This is a genomic window from Spiroplasma ixodetis (assembly GCF_059729505.1).
This window is the reverse complement of record NZ_AP038353.1, coordinates 858,124-877,143: the sequence shown is the minus strand read 5'-3', so window position 1 is coordinate 877,143 and position 19,020 is coordinate 858,124. Positions and strand designations below refer to the sequence as shown.

The following is a 19,020-nucleotide window of genomic DNA, read 5'->3' as shown; positions in this document are numbered from 1 at the left end:
TACTCTAATTTAGAAAATTAATTAACAATGAAAATATCATAATAATAATTTGATAAATAATTTTTATTACAATAAAAATAACAAAAACACAAAAAAATAAATTATAATATTAATCATTAATTTAAACAGTGTTAAATCCTTATATAGATATTTTTCTGTATTAGGATTTTTATTAAATTAAATATTGAAAAAGAAAAAGAAGATTAAAAGATGGCAAAAAAATATACACCCGAAATAAAAGAAAAATTATTACAATATTTACAAGATGGTAAAAGTTATGATGAAATCAAAAAAGAAACTGGCATTTCAAAAAAAACAATTTGAATTTGAAAACAAAAAGCAAGAAAGAATGAACTTAAAACAAAATATTCAGTCAACTCAACTCCAAGAGATATATTAGAAGAAGCTATCAATATTGCGGAAATAAATTGTGATAATAATGAAAATCAAAATTATAAAGAAGAATTTTTAAATCAACAACAAGCAATAAATTTATTATCAGTAAATATTAACAAACAAATAGAAAACAACTATTTTGATAATTCAGAAGAAGATAGTGATTCAGAACGATTAGTAATTGATGAAGATTATAAAGAAGAAGTAAATATTTGAAGACCTTGAGAAGAGTCAGAAAAAAACAAAATAGTGAAGAATCTTTAGTAATAGAAATAAAAAAAGATCAATTAAAATATATTATTTAAATATTAAAATGTTGTACTAAAATTTGTACTAGCCTAACTAATAATAAATATAAAAACAAAACTGAAGTAAATTTAATTAAATTAAATGGTACAAATACAATTCAAATCTTATCTTTAAGATCACCAGCACCATACATGTCTAAAATAAAAGTTCAATTATAAAAAGCACTAATTAATGATACTAAAATACAAGTAATAACAATTGTTGGTATTTCAATAATCATTAATCGTTTTCAAGAATTATTAGATTGCGTTTTTCAAAATGGTAATTGCTTAAATAATAATTTAAAACTACTATATAATAACAATAAAGTAATAGTATTTAACATATAAGCAAATTCACCAATTGGTTCAGCATTACCAGAAGGAAAATGAGGTAAGATTAAACTTAGTCAAGGAACAATAATGGCAATTAACAAACTATAAGGAAGTTTAATAATTAACAATGCAATTAAATTAATAGTATTACCAAAATCAATTTTTAAAAAAGGTAAAAAAATAGGTAGTGTTTCTAATAAGGTCATTAATGTCGTAACTGCTAATAAAATACTAACTAATGCTATCCTATGAGTAGTTAGTTTTAAAGAATTATTCATATTAATTTTAAATTGTTGTCACTTTTTCTCATATTTTAAACTCATCTTTTACTCCTTAAAATACATTTATTATTTTAATTATATATAAAAAAACGTTTATTTATTATATAATAAAATTAATTTTTAAAAGGAGATGAAGTATTAATGAATAAAAGTAAAAATAACATTGTGCAAATGGTAGTTGAAATTCCCAAAGGATCAAGTAATAAATATGAATATGATTGAAAATCTAAAACTATGATATTAGATCGTGTTCTTTATGGTGCTAATTTTTATCCCGGTGAATATGGATATATTCCTGAAACTTTAGATTACGATGGTGATCCTTTAGATATTATTAGTTTAATTACTTATCCAACTTTCCCTGGTTGCTTAGTAGAAGTTAGAATTTTAGGAATGATTAAAATGATTGACGGTGGTGAAGTTGATACTAAATTATTTGGTGTTGTTAATTCTGATCCACGCTTTAATGAGTATCAAGATCTAAAAGATGTACCACAACATTTACGTGATGAAATTGTTAATTTCTTTCTACAATATAAAGAATTACAAAAAAAGAAAGTCATAATTGAAGGTTGAGGTAACTTAAAAGAAGCATTAACTGAACTTACAACATGTAAAAATATGTTTAAACAATATCAAAATGAAATGAATAACTTACCAAAATCACAATTAGTGTCATTATTAAACAAAAAATAAAATTGGGAGCGTACCGATGTTGTCAATAATATTCAAATTTGTCTTAAAATTATAAAGTTAGACGAGAATAATTTTAACTTCAATATGCAATTGTGAGTTAATCTTAACACTTGTAAAATATTAGTCAACAATAATACTTACTTTTATAATTCAAAAATTCTTATTAAAGTTTGTTTTAATAATTTTTATTTTTGGTTTTTTTTAAAATTTAAAATATTAATTTATAATAACTGGATGGCAGTATTTATTTGATAGCATTTAAAATTAACCATTTTTGTATACATATCAATGTTATAGGTTCTATCACCAATCATATGCTTTAAAATTTGTTTAATATTGGTTTAAGTAAAACAACCAATATTTTCAACTAATGCTTGGTTTAATACACCATCTTTTGCGTTAATAAAATAACCAACTTTTAATTTTTTATATTGTAAAGTTAATGATTGCAAAAAATCAATTAATTCATAATATTGACCTTTTTCAAATAAATTTATTGCATTTTGATAGTGTAATTTAGCAATTTGATTTTTTCTTCTTCCAGACATTATACCAAGAAATAAAACATGAAAAGCATGGAATTTATTTAAAATAAATTTAGCATTTAAAATTGTAGCAGAAGTTTTAATTAATTTTGCACTATCGCCACAAGGATTAAATTTGCTTGGTCAAAGTTTTCAAAATATAAATGACCATATTTTTGAATAAATTTAGCTGTTTTTTCTGCGCCAATTTCTGTTTTTGATACTCTTATTTTACAAACTGCTCTTTTATTAATTAATTTTCCATTTTTTTTACCAGTACAAAATACTAATAATCTCATAGAACATTTTTTACAATTTTTAGTATTGTGTTTTTCATTAAACTTAAATTTTCTATGTCCATCATCAATATTTATATATAAAGTTTGATTTGGTTGCAATAGTATTTTAGGGATATTTGCTTTTGGTAATTCAAATTTTTGATATGTTCTACAAACTGTACTATTACTTATTAAATCTTCAATAAAAGTATCACAAACATCACGATATTTTTTTTATCATCAGAAAAATATTTTAAAATTTGTTTAATAACATCTGGTGCTAATTTACTATACTTTTTAACACCAAGATAGTTATCTAGCAATGAAACAAATTCCTTTTTTTGTGTTTTTGGGTTATAATATATACAAATACATCGTTTATAATTTAATAAACCTTTTTTTGTTTTTAATTTTCTTTTTCTAAATCTATATGATTTATATTCAGATTTATCACATGTACTTCATAAATAATCATCTATTTCTTTAAATAATTCTTCTGTTTGTTGTAAATTTAATTCATCTTGATTAAAATAGTGTTTGTCTCAATCAAAATGATTTGCAAATGGTAAATTTATCATTTTTAATCTTCCTTTCAAAATTTTGTTTGTTAATAATTTAATTATATTTTTTATAAAAATTAGGGAGTAAAATATGGCTTTTATTAGTAGTTATGCACAACTTAATAAAAAATATAATCTTAATTTTAGTGATAATAATTATGGTTTTAGTTGAGATATTTTTAAAGCATATGGATGGTGATGAATGAGCATAATATTTTACTACTAATTGTTTTTATCGTTTTATACCAACAGCACGTGGAACAAGAAAAACTTGAAACTGTTTAGCATTTGATTTATTTATATGTTGTAATTTTAGTGATAGTATTGTTCAAGAAGTAAGGCGCTATGAAAATACTCATAGTGAAACAACAATTGGTGCTTTAATGAATGTTTGTCAAGTTTTATTAGATAAGTATGATATTAATTTATTACCGAATAATCCACATGGCATTAAATGAAAAATTACTAAGGATGGTGGATGTATTATCTTTCCTAATAATCAACAAATTGACTTTATTGGTTATGCTAATGGTAATAAAATTTTTGGAAAAGAAGCAGGTGGGTCAAGTTTTTTAGGTTCAAGAACAGATGAAATAATCATGGCAGAAGAAAAAGAAACATTAACTGAAAAACAATTAACATATCGATATGAACGTTTACAAAACTCTATGTTTAGAAGTAATCGTATTAAAGTATCAAAAGAACCTATTAAAGAATGAAGTTGAACCTTTATTGATAAAAATATATATAGTAGTACATTTGGACAAAAAATTACTCGTTATTTTTATAAAAGTTTCTTTATTACTTTTACATGTAATCCATATGATAAATACCATCCATTTTATTTAAAATACTGTACTCCATTTTTACCATTAAATGATGAAGTCATAGAAAATCTTAAAGAATTTGGCAAAATTTATTACGAAAATCAAGATATGTTTAGTGGTTTAGGTTTATTTGTTTTAAGATTTACTATTCAACCGTTTTGAAATAAATTACCAGATATTCAGAAAAGAACATTATTAGAAATGGAAAAAAGTAATCCTGATGAATTTAATACTGTTTATTATGGTGGATGGGTTACAATTTATTGGACACTAATTACGTAAACAAGTGAACAAATTAGTTAAAAGAAAGGAATTATAATTATGGCCAATATTAATTCATATTCAGATGAATTTAAAAAATAAATAGTAGATTTATATCAAAGTTGTAAGTCAGTGTCTTGTCTTGCTAAAGAGTACAATGTTACAAGAGCAGCTACTTATAATTGAATTAAGCAATTTACTAATTCAGGCAGTTTTAAAACTAAAGATAACCGTTCTATTGAAGAAAATGAATTAATTAAATTAAGAAAAGAATTAAAACAATTAAGAATGGAAAATGATATTTTAAAGCAAGCAGCACTAATAATAGGCAGAAAATAGAAATTATTACTAAAAATAAAGTTAAATATAAAATTCGTACAATGTGTCGTTTTTTAAAAATATCTAAATCAACATATTATTTTAATTTCAAGAAAAAAGAAGATAAAATTCAAAATAATGTATGATGAAGCTGTTATTAGCGCTTTTAAAGAAAATAAAGAAGCTTATGGAACAAGAAGATTAAAAGTTGTTCTAAAAGAAAAGAAAATTAATTTATCAAGACGAAAAATTAAAAAAATTATGAATAAACATAATTTAATATCAAAATACACTAAATTATCATACAAAAATTATCATAATAAAGTCAATGATAGTCAAATTACTAATCTTGTTAATAGAGACTTTAATAACAGGCTTAAAAATGAAGTTATTGTTAGTGATTTAACTTATGTTCAAGTTAATGGTAAATGAAACTATATTTGCTTATTAATCGACCTGCACAATAGCGAAATTATTGAACATAGTGTAGGTACTAAAAAAGATGCATCATTATTATATCAAGCATTTATGTGCTCAAATCGTTGTTTAAAAAATATTCAAATATTTCATAGCGATCGCGGTAATGAATTTAATAATAAAACTATTTATAAAATTTTATTAGCCTTCAATATTACCCGCTCTTTAAGCAAAAAAAGGTTGTCCTTATGATAAGGATGTTGCTGAAGCAACTTTCAAAACTTTCAAAACAGAATTTATTAATGATAAAAATTTTACATCATTAATCCAATTAAAATTAGAATTATTTGATTATATCAATTCATACAACAACATAAGAATCCACAGCACTCTAAACTACTTAAACCCCATAAAACACCAAGCACAAATGTCTACCAAAAAACAGTCCTAAAAAAGGTTGCCATTCCAACATATCTTCTTCAATCATGTTATTTATACATTTATTACAATAATATGTATTTTCTAATTCACTAAATCATATATATTTTTCATTATGAATATTACATTTCATTATTTTCACCAATTAATTTATAAAAACATTTATTACAATTTCTATTTCCATATGATGAATTTTTATGACAAATATCACATGAACCTTTAATTCTATATTCTCTACATTCCATAATTATTAATCCGTTTCTATAATTTTTAATATTTCATCTATTTCAATATATTTTTGATTTTTAAGTAATTTTTCATTACATAAATTTTTAATTAATTCTATTTTTTCAACATTTAATAACATATTAATTTCCTTTAATACTTTAAATAAAATATTTTTTCATTATGAGTATTTATATTTTTCATTGGTGTAACAATATAATTAATTGCTAAATCATTATCGTTATATGGATTATTTATTTTAAAACTTTTCATGCCTTGTTCTCATGTAATGTTATATTTAAAACATTCTTGATTTTTATCATTTTTAAAAATATAATAACCATTATATTGTTCATAAAATTCACAAGATATTAATTCATTTTCATTTCTAGTAATATTTGGAATATTTTTAATATATTTTAAAATATCACTACCTTTAACACTTTCAATATCTTTTGTAATTTATTTTTTACCTAATTTATAATAAAAATCTTCAATTATTTTTAATGATATTTTTTTATTTTTTTTCATCAATAATAGTATCTTTAATAGGAAATCATGTTTCATATTCACCAATTTCTAATAACATACCTTTAGTTGTTTCTTTAATTTTATTTTTAATATCTAAATTAACATTAATCATTACGTATCCTTTCTATGTATAAGCCTTTTTTATCACCTACAGTGATAAAAAAGGCTTATATACTACTAACTAAACTTATCTACTATACGTAAGCCTTATGCTACTGTAAGTAGCAAAGCCTTGGAGGGTAGGGGTTCTAGGGGAAGGGAACCAAAAAAATATCAAATTGTAAAAGAGTAACACAAAAATTACTATTGGAATATTCCAGCACAATAGTCTAAATAATTTTTTTATTTAGTTATGTAATAATTAATTACTTTAATAAAGTGCCGGTTTAATAAAATAATTAATTATAATTGTTTAACAATTAAAAAATGAGAGTGTTATCTCTCATTTAAGTTCTTATTAAATCTAACCATTAACTTGATACGCCCCTGGTCAAATCTTTAATACTTTAAACATTCCTAAAAATCATGAATTTTGTTCAATAAATGTTAAATGATTTAAAAAATGAAAAGAGTAAAAACTGATATTATGAAAAATTTATGTACTTCCCAAAGGTAACAATAACTGATTTATAATCTCACTTGCACCGGCAATAATCGTAGGAATAGCAAAATAATTATTAAAATCATTATTAATACCCATAGCAACACCACTACTAATCAAACAACCACCAGTTCCCATATTTACTATCTTTCTTATATTTTGAAACCTATTAGGTATTAATTCAGTTAATCCACTAATAACATTCGCTATACCAAAACTATTTAAAGATATATAAGTATCTCAATCTATAAAAGGGACATCAATTATCTGTTTAACGGTTGTAAATGGTGGATACGTTGGCTTAGGTGATTCAGTAGGAAAAGGTGGTCAAAAACATGGTTCATCTCTTAATAAAGAAACTGACTTATCTACATATTGAACAAACTTAACATAATTAATCAAACCAATTGTTCCTAAACCTAAAAATATCTTTTTATAACTATTAATAACTTTATTTCTAGTAGTTAGTCTTTGATTAATATTTAATATGTCAATTCCTAACTTTTTACTAAATAACAAAGAATTAATAGAACCTAATACTGGGTCTTTTAAATATTGGCCATAATAAGCACTTACGCCAAACATAGCACTTAATGGACTTAATCCAGTTCTTAAAATTTTAGTTAAAATATAATTACTAGTTTGCTCTAATTCCAAAGGCATAAATAAAACTCCTTACTTTTATTAAAATAAGAAGTTCATATATGAATTACAATCTAATCCATTGGGGTTCAAAATGAAAAATATATAATCAATATATGAACCCCTTATTTAATTTTTAATTTATACATTATTATTTTCATTCAGTAATATCTACAATAGTACCGGATAAATCCAAAACTAAATTATAATAATTACCAACTTTTAAATTTAATTTATGTAAATACTTTGAAAAGTCATTAACAACTGTTGGATTATACCATTTATCCCTTACCTTACCAGTAGGAATATTTGTTTGTTTATTAATTTCCAAAAAAGTTAAAACATAAAAATTTAAAAATTTACCTTGATTATTTTTATCGGGTATCATCTTATCTTTTTCAATATTAACTAATTGAGTTTTAAACATAAAAATTGTTAATCTTTTCTATAAATTTTAATAAAAAAATAATAAAAGAATTGGCAAACAATTATTTAAAAACTAATTTTAAAAAATATTTAATTATAACAATATACTAACATATTTAACAAAAATTTCAATAAATATAAAAAGCAATCATTACTATTTCCGACCAGAAAAATAATAATGATTACTATAATAAAAGTATAACAAAAACACAAAAAAATACAAATATAGTATATATTACTTGAAAAAATTTAAAATTAATGTAAAAAACGATTTTTTAAAAATATTTTTTCAATTTTTCTTTTATCAAAAATTTTATAAAGAAAATCTAAAACATCATTTTTATTAAACTTATTTTTTAATCAATACCTAAATCGTAAACTTTCTAAACTAACATAGTATTGAAAATCTTTAAAATAATCATTAGTAACATTATAATCATAACTCCCACCAATTAATTGAGTACTACCTTGTTTATTTGGTTTAGTTTTAAATAAATAAAATTCTTTTGCTTTTTCACATGCTTGTACTAATTGTTGTAAATTTAACATTTTAGTACCACGAACTATAAGCGGATTTCTACAATTACGACTAAAAGAATATGCTTGAATACCAACATCTTTTTGATTTAATAATTTAATATTTTCTTGTACTTTTGTTACATATTTACTTAAATATTTAACTACAAATTAATTAGTTCCCTTATAAACAAATCTTAAATCAACACCCTTAGAATTTCCAGCATGTGGTCATCATTGACGTATCATTGAATAAGGTATTTTACGATTAAATAATATATGAAAATGTACTGCTCCACGGTCTTGATATTCATAAACATAAAAATATTTCAATTCACCTAAATATTTAGAACGTTTAGGGTAATTTCATCAACGTTTTAACAAAATAAAAAAGGAGTATTTTGTAAATTATGATAAGTTGTTATACTAATAATATCAAAAATAATTTTTTTACTTTATAATTAAAGTAGTAAAATCAAAAAATAAAGGAATGGTGGTATTTAATATGAGTGTATTACCGTTAAATATTATTTTGACTGTAATTTCAGCAGATATTGGAACAGTTATTGCTGAAATAGCGGTTTTATTTGGAATAACCATTTCTTTATTAATGACAATTCTTATTTTAATAGTTATGAATACTTTTATTCGTGGTCAAAAAGTTTGATGAACAACAAGAAAAAAATCTCATATGAAACTACTAGCGACTTCAGAAAAGAGAATGTTAGCAAGTGTTTTAGCAGAAGCAGTGATTAAATTAGCAGAAGAAAAAATTGGAGCACTAATTACTATTGAAAGGAATGTTTCATTAAATGAATATACTGATTTGGGAGTAAAAATTGATGGTGAAGTTACTTCACAACTATTACAGTCTATTTTTATTAAAGGTTCACCATTGCATGATGGTGCAGTTATTATTCGTTTAGGTCGTATTGAATGTGCCTCTACTTATTTTCCACTAACTAATAAAAAAATATCTAGTCAATTTGGTTCACGTCATCGTGCTGCTATTGGAATATCAGAGCAAACCGATGCAGTATCAGTTATTGTCAGTGAAACTAATGGTTCTGTTTCAATAGCTCGTAGTGGTAAGTTTTTACAAGTTGAAAACTTAAATAATCTTGTTCGTACACTATATGATGAATTAGCTTCAACTAAAGAAATGGTTCAACAAGTATAATAATGAAAAGTTTGTTATTAGTAGATATTGGTAATACATTAATTAAGATTGCTATGATTAATGATAGTGAAATTATTGAACAATGAGCAGTAATAGAAACCAAAAGTAAAAATGCAATTAATCAATTGAAAAAAGCATTTAAATTAAATAAAAAATTAAATATTGAAGAAACTGTTATTAGTTGTGTTGTTCCAAATTTTTTAATAATAATAGAAAAATTAATTGTTTTTACATATAATTTAAAACCGTTAATTGTTGATTTTAATTTGCTAAGTTCTTTACCTTTAAAACTTAATTTAGAAAATCGCCAATTAGGTAGTGATTTGATAGCATTATCATATGCTGCTTATACTAAGTATCACAATGCGATAGTTGTTAGTTTGGGAACTGCTACTACCTATAGTATTGTTGTTAATGATGTTTTGGTTGGCGTTATTATTGGACCTGGATTTAGTACAAGTAAAGCAGCATTGATTGATAATGCTGCTTTACTTGTCGATTTTGAAATGCAACATTATCAATCAATGTTAGGTAAAAATACTAATCATGCTTTATCAATTGGTTATGGTTATGGTTTTAGTGCAATGATTAATAGTATAGTTGTTAGAATTCAAAATGAAACAAATATTAGTTTACCTGTAATTTTAACAGGAGGTAGTGTACCAATTTTAAAATCTTATTTTGATTTTTCTTATATTTATGAACCACAAATGTTATTTTTAGGTTTAGTTGATATTATTAAATATTTTAGAAGTAATAATAAAATAAAAGATTAATATCTTTTAATATATTTAAAATATAAGGAAAGGAGAAAAAAACTATGTTGATGTTAATAAAAATTTATAAATTAACTAGTGCACAAATTATTATAATAACTATTATTAGTTTATTAATTTTTACTATTATCGTTTTAACAAGTTTATTAGTAATTTTTAGTTCGTATAAAAATAAACAATTTATGGTTTATAAAAATTTGCAATATATTCAAAATATTAATATTAAAGAAAGATTAAATCGTATTAATCAAATGGTACAAGCAAATGAACAATATAGTTCTATTTTAGGAATTTGAATTAGTCGTTATAATCTTTTTTTAAAAAAAGATTTAAATAAGGTTTTTAAAAATTATATTCAAATTTTAAAATTACAAAATAATAAAGAATTATGAAAAAGATATAAATTAATGTATAGAATGTATAATAAGAGTAATAATTTAAAAAATCAGTTGCAGTTATTAACAATTGAAATAGATTATTTTATTAGTATTGATCAATTATTACGAGAATATCAATTATTTTTTAAACAAAATTTTAATTATTTACAAGATCAAATGATCAAGATTAATTTACAAAACGATCTTAATCGAGAACAATTAGATGAAGTTATTAAAATAATTAATGATATGTTTAAAGAATTAGAAACAAATATTAATGCTATTAATGTTAGTCAAATTATTACTATTTTAAGTAAGATTGCGATTGCTGTTGTAACATTGGCAGAAATTTTAGATAATTTACCAACACTTCGTTATATTATAACATATGAAATTAAACAGAAAATGGCTGCCTTAAAAAATAAATATCAAATGATAAAAATAAATAATACTTTACTTTTACAATACGAACAATTAGTAGCAAACGTTGATGAAAAGTTAAGTTTTATTAATAAACAAATTAATAATTTACAATACAAAAAAGCTAAGGTTAACACTCAAGAAATATTAAAATTAATTGCCACTTTTAGTAATAAAATTGATAAAGAACAAATATTTTATAATATTTTTAAACAAAATTATGAAAAATTTTTAGTTATGAGTTTTAATTTTAATGAAATATTTGAAACTATTAAAAATGAAATTACTCTTTCAAATAAAATTAATTCTAAAATGATAGAAAATAGCAAAATAACTAACTTAGAAACTATTATTAATAAGCAACTTGCTTCTGTTAATCATTTTGATAATTTATTAATCATAGAACATCAAAAATCAATAAAAAATACTAGTTATGAAACATTAGTGATGTTATTAGCGGCGTTATTTGAAAATAGTATTGTTGTTTTTAATAGTTTAAAAGAGTATAATAAATTGTTGAATGAACAAAATAAAGCAAAAATTAAATTTAAAACTTATGTTGATAAAATCAATTCAATGATGTTACAAATTGATAATATTTTAAATAATATTAATTTTTATTATTTAAATGAAATTTATAAAGAAAAGTTTAGTGATTTACAATATTTAATAAATGGTACTATTTTAAATTTTAAAAATGGAAATTATGATAATTCTTATTTTAGTAAATTTAATGATTTACAAAATAAAATTTTTCATCTTTATACTGAATTAAAAATGGAAATTACTATTCATAAATTATCACATTTAACTCTTGTTTATGCTAACCGTCATCGTTCAATTAATCAGCAACTTAATAGTAAATTTAATGAAATTGAAAATAATATCACTAATAATCATAATCAAAAAGCATTAACATTATTATCGGAATTAATGGAATAAATTTTAAAAAAGAGGAAAATTAAATGGTACCAATTATTATTATTCGTTATGGTGAATTAACAACTAAAAGTAAAAATCGGATTGATTTTATTAAACAATTAAAAATAAATATTAAGTATGCTCTTAGTGATTATAAACAAATAAATATTATTCATTTTCATGATCGGATGGAACTAACCAATTTATCTCTTGATGTAATGAATGATGCTATTAATATTTTGGTGAAAATATTTGTTATTAGTTCATTATCACCTGCTTTTAGAATTGCTAAAAATATGGAAATATTATCAGAAAAAGTAATATCATTAATTTTAAGTCAAGATCTAACAAATTTTAAAACATTTAAACTTTTTGTTAGTCTTAGTGATAAGAGTTTTTCATTAAATTCAGAACAAATAGTTAAAATTATAGAAGCTATAATTTTAAAAAAAACAGATTTAAAAGTTAATGTTACTAATCCTGATTTAAAAATAAATATCAAAGTTAATAAGGATGATATTTATTTATTTGCAAATAAAATTATTGGTGCTGGTGGATTTCCAGTAGGTAGTTCAGGGAAATTATTATTATTATTATTATTGAGCGGTGGTATTGATTCCCCTGTAGCAGCATATAAATTAATGAAACGAGGATTACAAGTTCAATATTTACATTTTGCTACTCCACCTTTTACTTTACAAACAGCATTAAAAAAAGTAGAAACTTTAGTTCAAATTTTAGCACCTTATAATGCTGGTAGTAAAAATTTATATATTTGCTATTTTACTAACTTGCAAAATGAATTAAGTCATATTAAGAAAGAAAGTTATCGTATTACTTTAATGCGTAGAATGTTTATTATAATTGCTAGTTTATTTGCAGAAAAATATAAAATTCAAGCATTAGCAACTGGTGAAGCAATTGTTCAGGTTGCTTCACAAACATTAGCAAGTATTAATGCTATTAATATTGTTAGCAATTTACCAATTTTGCGTAGTTTAATTGTCGAAGATAAAGTTGATATTATTAATCTTGCTAAAAAAATTGGTACTTATGAAACATCAATTTTAACATTCGCTGATTGTTGTTCATTATTTGTTCCCAAAAACCCTGTTACACAACCAAAGATTAAAGAATGTGAACTTTTAGAAAATGATTTAAAGCAAATAATTGATTGAGAACAAATTTTAATAAATAGTTTTAAAGATATTGAAAAAATATAAATAAAACTATTAATAATTTAATATTTTTAATAAATTGCAGTTTATTTATTTTAAATATAAAAAAAGAGTGAAGTTTGACTCTTTTTGTTATTTTTTAATAGTAAACTATAAAATATTACAATAAGTATTTTGATTACTTGTTAAAGGTTGATTTTTTAAATCGATTGCATTTATTTCATTTACTAATAATTTTTTTTCAATATCAATTTCTAATTGAGCAAGTTTTAAATTTATTTGTAATTTTTGATATGGATTTGGTTCTCTAAAATCAATATTGGTTGTTATTTTTTGTACTTCATTTGCTAATTCTTGAAGAGATTTAACTTCAAAATTATTTTTATTGGTTGTAACATTAAGAATAGTAGGTAATCCAAATTTATATCATTGTTTTATTTCTTGTTCATAAATTTCATAGGATAATCTTTCAACTATTTTTGGGTGTTTGTTTTTAGCAGCTATTGTTAAAGCTGTATCACCATTTTCAATAGTATCTAGTAAAAGATTAGCATAGTTATAATAACCATTTGTTTTTAAATATTTGGCTATAATTATTTGTCCATTAATGTTATTTAATATTCAAGGATCAGGTCTATTTTTAACTACATGATAAATATTAACATCATTGATATTAGCTACATTTAAATGACCATTTTGCGCTGCTCATATTAAAGCGGTTATATCATCGCATATATAATTAACATTGCCACCATTTTTAATTATTTTTTTAATTACTTGTAGTTCACCACTTTTAGCAGCTTTTATTAAATTAATATGGCTTTTATCCCTTTATGTACTATTTTTAAATTTTATCACATAAATGGAGATAAAAGCCTATCTAGGAAATTATTTCCACATGTATCTAAATCAAACACAAAATTATAGTTTCAAAACTAGGTATCTTATTGAATTTATATGCAGCTTCATTTGCATATAAATGAATATTGTGTTTTGAAACTTTTATGTGTGTTCGGAAAGTTCGTCGGATGTGTTTTCATGCAGATTCAATCTGGTTTGTGTTTACACCTGTTGATGACACATACCCAACTTCATGATTTACAATTTCATGTTTGTGATAGAAGTTTTTGAAACTTCCATATCTCTTCCAAGAATCCGTAAATAGACAACACCCAGTAGAAATGTGTTTCAATGCAAATCATAAAAGATTTTTCTCATCTGCTTTTTTCAATACTTTCACAATTAGTTTGTTGCTGGTTTTCTCATAAACTCCAACAATCAAGGTTTTAAAAAACAAGGATCTGGAATGGCAACTTTTTTTAGGACTGTTTTTTGGTAGACATTTGTTCTTGGTGTTTTATGGGGGTTAAGTAGTTTAGAGTACTGTGGATTCTTATGTTGTTGTATCAATTGATATAAGCAAATAATTATAATTTTAATTGGATTAATGATGTAAAATTTTTATCATTATTAAACTCTGTTTTGAAAGTTTTGAAAGTTGCTTCAGCAACAGCGTTATCATAAGGACAACCTTTTTTGCTTAAAGAGTGGGTAATATTGAATGCTAATAAAATTTTATCAATAGTTTTATTATTAAATTCATTACCGCGATCGCTATGAAATATTTCAATATTTTTTAAACAACGATTTGTGCACATAAATGCTTGATATACTGATTATGCATCTTTTTTAGTACTACACTATGTTCAATAATTTCGCGATTGTACAGGTCGATTAATAAGCAAATATAGTTTCATTTACCATTAAATTGAACATAAGTTAAATCACTAACAATAACTTCATTTTTAAGCCTATTATTAAAGTCTCTATTAACAAGATTAGTAATTTGACTATCATTTACTTTATTATGATAATTTTTGTATGATAATTTATTGTATTTTGATATTAAATTATGTTTATTCATAATTTTTTTAATTTTTCGTCTTGATAAATTAATTTTCTTTTCTTTTAGAACAACTTTTAATCTTCTTGTTCCATAAGCTTCTTTATTTTCTTTAAAAGCACTAATAACAACTTCATCATACATATTATTTTCAATTTTATCTTCTTTTTTCTTGAAATTAAAATGGAAATTATCCCCACACTAGTACATGTAGGGATAATTTCCATTAATATTTTGAATGTCCATTTTTTTCTTCTTATTTGATTAAAAATAACAAACTCACTTACTTTAAAATGAAGTAATAAGTTGATAACTTGTATTAAGTTTATGCAGATTTTAGCATATTATTGGTTTTAATATACAAAAAATATATTATAATTTTTCCAAGTTATTTATTATTAATTATATGGAAAAAATAATGTTTATTTTAAGTGTTTTAAATAGTTTTGTATTGAAAACAATAACTAAAGAATAACGTAGCAAGATAAAATGATGTTAAAATTAACTTGTAATATAAGTCATTCAAGAATTGTAGGGGATAGTATGAAATATATAGTTAATTTAAATGTTCGTTCTAATTATTCATTTCTTTCATCAACTATTAAAATAAGTGATTATATTGAATTTGCTAAAAAAAATAATTTAAAAGTTCTATCTTTAGTAGATAAAAATATAATGTATGGTGCTTATGAATTTTGTAATTTATGTATAGAGAATTATATTAAACCATTAATTGGTTTAAATTGTGTTTGAGAAAGTGCTAGTGATAAAGTTGAATTAACTATTATGGCGACTTCATATGCTGGTTATCAAAGATTAATAGAACTTTCTACTATTATTAGTACTAATAATAATATTGTTACTACTAATGATGTAAAAAAATATCTTAATCAAACACGTGAAGTTTTAGTTATTATTCATGCTAATAACAAAAATATTAGATATATTAAAAATAATTATGATATTTTAAATTCAACAGGTCATGAACTAGTTTATTTTGGTTTAGTACCTAGTGATATGGATAATATTACTTTATTAAAATCGATTACATCTAATATTATTCCAATTGATTTGGTTTTATATTTAGATGAAAAACAACATCGTACTTATCAAACTTTACAAGCTATTAAAGAACAAAAAACATTAAAATCAGAAGATTTATCAAAAAGTAATGAGTTTTTATATAAAACTAAACAAGATTTAATACAACATTATCCAAATGAAATTATTGAAAACATTGAAAAGGTTATTTGATTATGTAATTTAAAATTTCCTAAGAATAAGCCAAATAGTGCAGAATTAAGTTTACCAAAATTTACTTGCCCTAATAATCTTACTAGTAATTTATATTTGCAAGAATTATGTAAGCAGGGATTAGATGCGCATTTTCAAAGTCGTGAAATTCCTGAAAAATACGTTAAAAGAGTTTTATATGAATTACAAGTAATTAATGAAATGGGTTTTGCTGATTATTTTTTAATTGTTAATGATTATGTTAAATTTGCAAAAAGCAAGAATATAATGGTTGGACCAGGTAGAGGAAGTGTTGCTGGTAGTTTAGTGGCATATGTTTTAGGAATTACTGGTGTTGATCCTATTGCTTATAATTTAATTTTTGAAAGATTTTTAAATCCAGAACGAATATCATTACCAGACATTGATATCGATTTTGAAGATACAAGAAGAGATGAAGTTATTAAATATATTCATCAAAAATATGGCAAAGAACATGTTGCATATATTGTTACTTTTCAAACAATTGCTAGTAAAATGGCAATTCGTGATTTGGGAAGAGTTTTTCAAGTTAATATCGAAGATATTAATGAAATGACAAAATTAATACCAATTCAATATAATTTTGAAATAGATATGGCTATTAAACAATCACCAAAATTAGCATGATATGCAAATAAGTATCCTTTATTGTTTACTTTAACCAAAGAAATTCTTGGTTTTCCACGACAAACTAGTACTCATGCAGCAGGAATCGTTATTACAAGTGCAGCATTAGTTACTGCTATCCCATTACAATTAGGATTTCAAGGTATTTATCAAACGCAATTTCCAATGCAAACCCTAGAAGCTCTTGGTTTGATAAAAATGGATATTTTAGGATTACGTAATTTAACTATTTTGCAAAATATTTTACAACAAGTAAGTAAACATTATTTTTTAAATTTAAAATTATCTCAAATTCCTTTAAATGATGAAAAAAGTTTTAGAATTATTAAAAATGGTGATACAACCGGTATTTTTCAATTGGAATCTTCAGGAATGCGTCAAATTTTAATTAAAATGAAAGTTGATAACTTAGAAGATATTATTGCTAGTTCTTCTTTATTTCGTCCTGGACCACAAGAGTACATTCAAGATTATATTAATCGTAAATTAGGAAAACAAAAAGTTGCGTATATTCATGAAGATTTAAAACCTTATTTAGCATCAACTTATGGCATTATTATTTATCAAGAACAAATATTATTAATTTTACAGAAAGTTGCTGGTTATTCATTAGGAAAAGCTGATTTAATTCGTCGTGCAATTAGTAAAAAAGATACTACAGTTATGAAAGAACAAGTAAACTCATTTATTAAAAGTGCTGTTAATAGAGGTTATTCATCAAGAGTTGTTAAGAAAATATGAGAAGATATTGAAAAATTTGCTGGTTATGGATTTAATCGATCTCATGCTGTTGCTTATTCATTAATTAGTTATTATTTAGTTTATTTAAAAGCAAATTATCCATTGGCATTTATGGTATCGTTATTAAGTAGTGTTATTGGTAATGATCAAAAAATGTTACAATATTTGAATGAATGTCAAAAATATCAAATTAAAGTTTTACCACCATCAATTCAATTTTCTGGAATTGATTTTTTAATTGATGATGCTAAAAAAGCTATTCGTTATAGTTTACAAGCAATTAAGCAAATGAGTCAAGGTAGTTGTAGTAATCTTATTAAAGAACTTACTAGTAATGGATTTTTTCAAGATTTTTTTAATTTTTGTGCTCGAGCAATATTTATTGGTTTGAATCGTAAAAACATTGAACATTTAATTGCCGCTGGTGCTTTAGATGATATTCAATCAAATCGAACAATGTTATTATTAAACTTGGATGCTGCATTAGAATATGCCAATATGGTGCAGGTAAAAGATGAAACTAGTGGCAAATTATCATTAAATTTTAATTTAATTGCTAACCCAATTATGTTACAAAGAGAAGATGATTGAAATAATAATAGTATTAATGAACATCGTGCATTAGGGCTTTACTTAAAATATAATCCTAAATTACTATGAAAAGAGCAATTAGATCCTCATAATAAAGCTATTGATTTAGCATATATTAATAATTATGTTGATCAACATGTTAGAGTATATGGAGTTATCAATAATATTAGAGTAATTAAAACTAAAACTAAAAAATTAATGGCTTTTTTTGAAATGCAAAATGATAGTAATGTTATTGAAGTAACGGTTTTTGAAAAGTTATATCAAATATACCAAGAATATTTACAAGTTAATAAAGTAATTTTAATGGAAGGAAAGGTAGAAATTTATAATGATAATATTAAGTTAATTTTATCAAGAGTAATTAAAAATTTATAGTAAGCATATAATTTTATCTATGCTTACTATATTAAATAATAAATATAATCAATGGTTTTTAAGTTTCTTAGTTTAATTTCTAATAATAAATAA

27 protein-coding genes are annotated in these 19,020 nt (G+C 22.8%); 12 read left to right on the top strand and 15 right to left on the bottom strand.

What is annotated here, in order from left to right; all coding sequences use genetic code 4:
* Positions 1–210 precede the first annotated feature (210 nt).
* The gene (locus AC6I4F_RS05745; protein WP_497873123.1) at positions 211–660 is read left to right on the top strand and encodes a hypothetical protein; all 450 of its coding nucleotides are present in this window, start codon (positions 211–213) and stop codon (positions 658–660) included.
* A gap of 37 nt (positions 661–697) precedes the next feature.
* Here the strand turns inward: AC6I4F_RS05745 and AC6I4F_RS05740 are convergent, their stop codons facing one another.
* Complete coding sequence (locus tag AC6I4F_RS05740; protein WP_497873122.1) at positions 698–1,342, bottom strand: hypothetical protein; 645 nt, start codon at positions 1,340–1,342, stop codon at positions 698–700.
* 99 nt (positions 1,343–1,441) lie between these two features.
* On the opposite strand from AC6I4F_RS05740, the gene AC6I4F_RS05735 reads away from it, so the two are divergent.
* Complete coding sequence (locus tag AC6I4F_RS05735; protein ID WP_497873121.1) at positions 1,442–1,996, top strand: inorganic diphosphatase; 555 nt, start codon at positions 1,442–1,444, stop codon at positions 1,994–1,996.
* Positions 1,997–2,337: 341 nt separating this feature from the next.
* Here AC6I4F_RS05735 and AC6I4F_RS05730 read toward each other — a convergent pair whose 3' ends face one another.
* The 3 genes from AC6I4F_RS05730 to AC6I4F_RS05720 form a co-directional block, all read right to left on the bottom strand.
* Positions 2,338–2,544: a hypothetical protein gene (locus tag AC6I4F_RS05730; protein ID WP_497873120.1), complete on the bottom strand. Its 207-nt coding sequence runs from the start codon at positions 2,542–2,544 to the stop codon at positions 2,338–2,340.
* 80 nt (positions 2,545–2,624) lie between these two features.
* Positions 2,625–2,918 carry a hypothetical protein gene (locus AC6I4F_RS05725; RefSeq protein ID WP_497873119.1) on the bottom strand — a complete coding sequence of 98 codons (294 nt, stop codon included), beginning with the start codon at positions 2,916–2,918 and terminating at the stop codon, positions 2,625–2,627.
* A 71-nt stretch (positions 2,919–2,989) separates the two neighbouring features.
* Positions 2,990–3,376 (bottom strand): UPF0236 family transposase-like protein, encoded by a 387-nt coding sequence (locus AC6I4F_RS05720; RefSeq protein WP_497873118.1) that lies wholly within the window; start codon positions 3,374–3,376, stop codon positions 2,990–2,992.
* Positions 3,377–3,449: 73 nt separating this feature from the next.
* On the opposite strand from AC6I4F_RS05720, the gene AC6I4F_RS05715 reads away from it, so the two are divergent.
* The 5 genes from AC6I4F_RS05715 (at position 3,450) to AC6I4F_RS05695 (ending at position 5,632) form a co-directional block, all read left to right on the top strand.
* On the top strand, positions 3,450–3,584 hold the full coding sequence (locus tag AC6I4F_RS05715; RefSeq protein WP_497873117.1) for a hypothetical protein: 135 nt from the start codon (positions 3,450–3,452) through the stop codon (positions 3,582–3,584).
* Between the two features lie 157 nt (positions 3,585–3,741).
* On the top strand, positions 3,742–4,467 hold the full coding sequence (locus AC6I4F_RS05710) for a hypothetical protein (RefSeq protein ID WP_497873116.1): 726 nt from the start codon (positions 3,742–3,744) through the stop codon (positions 4,465–4,467).
* 111 nt (positions 4,468–4,578) lie between these two features.
* Positions 4,579–4,785 (top strand): hypothetical protein, encoded by a 207-nt coding sequence (locus tag AC6I4F_RS05705; RefSeq protein ID WP_497873115.1) that lies wholly within the window; start codon positions 4,579–4,581, stop codon positions 4,783–4,785.
* 117 nt (positions 4,786–4,902) lie between these two features.
* The gene (locus AC6I4F_RS05700) at positions 4,903–5,436 is read left to right on the top strand and encodes a DDE-type integrase/transposase/recombinase (protein WP_497873114.1); all 534 of its coding nucleotides are present in this window, start codon (positions 4,903–4,905) and stop codon (positions 5,434–5,436) included.
* A 43-nt stretch (positions 5,437–5,479) separates the two neighbouring features.
* Positions 5,480–5,632 carry an IS3 family transposase gene (locus tag AC6I4F_RS05695; RefSeq protein ID WP_497874675.1) on the top strand — a complete coding sequence of 51 codons (153 nt, stop codon included), beginning with the start codon at positions 5,480–5,482 and terminating at the stop codon, positions 5,630–5,632.
* On the opposite strand, the gene AC6I4F_RS05690 is transcribed toward AC6I4F_RS05695, so the two are convergent.
* The 7 genes from AC6I4F_RS05690 to AC6I4F_RS05660 form a co-directional block, all read right to left on the bottom strand.
* The gene (locus AC6I4F_RS05690) at positions 5,582–5,752 is read right to left on the bottom strand and encodes a hypothetical protein (protein ID WP_497873113.1); all 171 of its coding nucleotides are present in this window, start codon (positions 5,750–5,752) and stop codon (positions 5,582–5,584) included. The genes AC6I4F_RS05695 and AC6I4F_RS05690 overlap by 51 nt on opposite strands.
* Complete coding sequence (locus tag AC6I4F_RS05685) at positions 5,742–5,864, bottom strand: hypothetical protein (RefSeq protein WP_497873112.1); 123 nt, start codon at positions 5,862–5,864, stop codon at positions 5,742–5,744. The genes AC6I4F_RS05690 and AC6I4F_RS05685 overlap by 11 nt, the downstream gene beginning before the upstream one ends.
* A gap of 497 nt (positions 5,865–6,361) precedes the next feature.
* On the bottom strand, positions 6,362–6,487 hold the full coding sequence (locus AC6I4F_RS05680) for a hypothetical protein (RefSeq protein WP_497873111.1): 126 nt from the start codon (positions 6,485–6,487) through the stop codon (positions 6,362–6,364).
* A gap of 483 nt (positions 6,488–6,970) precedes the next feature.
* Positions 6,971–7,639 (bottom strand): hypothetical protein, encoded by a 669-nt coding sequence (locus AC6I4F_RS05675; protein ID WP_497873110.1) that lies wholly within the window; start codon positions 7,637–7,639, stop codon positions 6,971–6,973.
* Between the two features lie 130 nt (positions 7,640–7,769).
* The gene (locus AC6I4F_RS05670) at positions 7,770–8,045 is read right to left on the bottom strand and encodes a hypothetical protein (RefSeq protein ID WP_497873109.1); all 276 of its coding nucleotides are present in this window, start codon (positions 8,043–8,045) and stop codon (positions 7,770–7,772) included.
* Positions 8,046–8,299: 254 nt separating this feature from the next.
* Entirely contained in the window at positions 8,300–8,593 is a 294-nt protein-coding gene (locus AC6I4F_RS05665) for a hypothetical protein (protein ID WP_497873108.1), read from the bottom strand.
* A 138-nt stretch (positions 8,594–8,731) separates the two neighbouring features.
* Positions 8,732–8,893, bottom strand: coding sequence for a rolling circle replication-associated protein (locus tag AC6I4F_RS05660; RefSeq protein WP_497873107.1), 162 nt, complete (start codon positions 8,891–8,893; stop codon positions 8,732–8,734).
* A 172-nt stretch (positions 8,894–9,065) separates the two neighbouring features.
* On the opposite strand from AC6I4F_RS05660, the gene AC6I4F_RS05655 reads away from it, so the two are divergent.
* Genes AC6I4F_RS05655 through thiI form a run of 4 tightly spaced genes read left to right on the top strand, consistent with a single transcriptional unit; the run spans position 9,066 to position 13,457 of the window.
* Positions 9,066–9,740: a diadenylate cyclase gene (locus AC6I4F_RS05655; protein ID WP_497873106.1), complete on the top strand. Its 675-nt coding sequence runs from the start codon at positions 9,066–9,068 to the stop codon at positions 9,738–9,740.
* A 2-nt stretch (positions 9,741–9,742) separates the two neighbouring features.
* Positions 9,743–10,516 (top strand): type III pantothenate kinase, encoded by a 774-nt coding sequence (locus AC6I4F_RS05650; protein ID WP_497873105.1) that lies wholly within the window; start codon positions 9,743–9,745, stop codon positions 10,514–10,516.
* Positions 10,517–10,566: 50 nt separating this feature from the next.
* Entirely contained in the window at positions 10,567–12,255 is a 1,689-nt protein-coding gene (locus AC6I4F_RS05645) for a hypothetical protein (protein WP_497873104.1), read from the top strand.
* A 23-nt stretch (positions 12,256–12,278) separates the two neighbouring features.
* Entirely contained in the window at positions 12,279–13,457 is a 1,179-nt protein-coding gene (thiI, locus tag AC6I4F_RS05640; RefSeq protein ID WP_497873103.1) for a tRNA uracil 4-sulfurtransferase ThiI, read from the top strand.
* A 105-nt stretch (positions 13,458–13,562) separates the two neighbouring features.
* On the opposite strand, the gene AC6I4F_RS05635 is transcribed toward thiI, so the two are convergent.
* From AC6I4F_RS05635 to AC6I4F_RS05620, 4 genes are all read right to left on the bottom strand, one after another.
* On the bottom strand, positions 13,563–13,943 hold the full coding sequence (locus tag AC6I4F_RS05635) for a hypothetical protein (protein WP_497874674.1): 381 nt from the start codon (positions 13,941–13,943) through the stop codon (positions 13,563–13,565).
* Positions 13,944–14,316: 373 nt separating this feature from the next.
* Positions 14,317–14,709: a transposase gene (locus AC6I4F_RS05630; RefSeq protein WP_497873102.1), complete on the bottom strand. Its 393-nt coding sequence runs from the start codon at positions 14,707–14,709 to the stop codon at positions 14,317–14,319.
* Positions 14,710–14,839: 130 nt separating this feature from the next.
* A complete protein-coding gene (locus tag AC6I4F_RS05625) occupies positions 14,840–15,070 on the bottom strand; it encodes a hypothetical protein (RefSeq protein ID WP_497873101.1) in 231 nt (76 codons plus the stop codon).
* Positions 15,049–15,459: an IS3 family transposase gene (locus tag AC6I4F_RS05620; RefSeq protein WP_497873100.1), complete on the bottom strand. Its 411-nt coding sequence runs from the start codon at positions 15,457–15,459 to the stop codon at positions 15,049–15,051. Before AC6I4F_RS05620 ends, AC6I4F_RS05625 begins: the two co-directional genes overlap by 22 nt.
* 399 nt (positions 15,460–15,858) lie before the next feature.
* Between AC6I4F_RS05620 and AC6I4F_RS05615 the strand changes: the two genes are divergently transcribed.
* The gene (locus AC6I4F_RS05615) at positions 15,859–18,927 is read left to right on the top strand and encodes a DNA polymerase III subunit alpha (protein ID WP_497873099.1); all 3,069 of its coding nucleotides are present in this window, start codon (positions 15,859–15,861) and stop codon (positions 18,925–18,927) included.
* Positions 18,928–19,020: the final 93 nt, after the last annotated feature.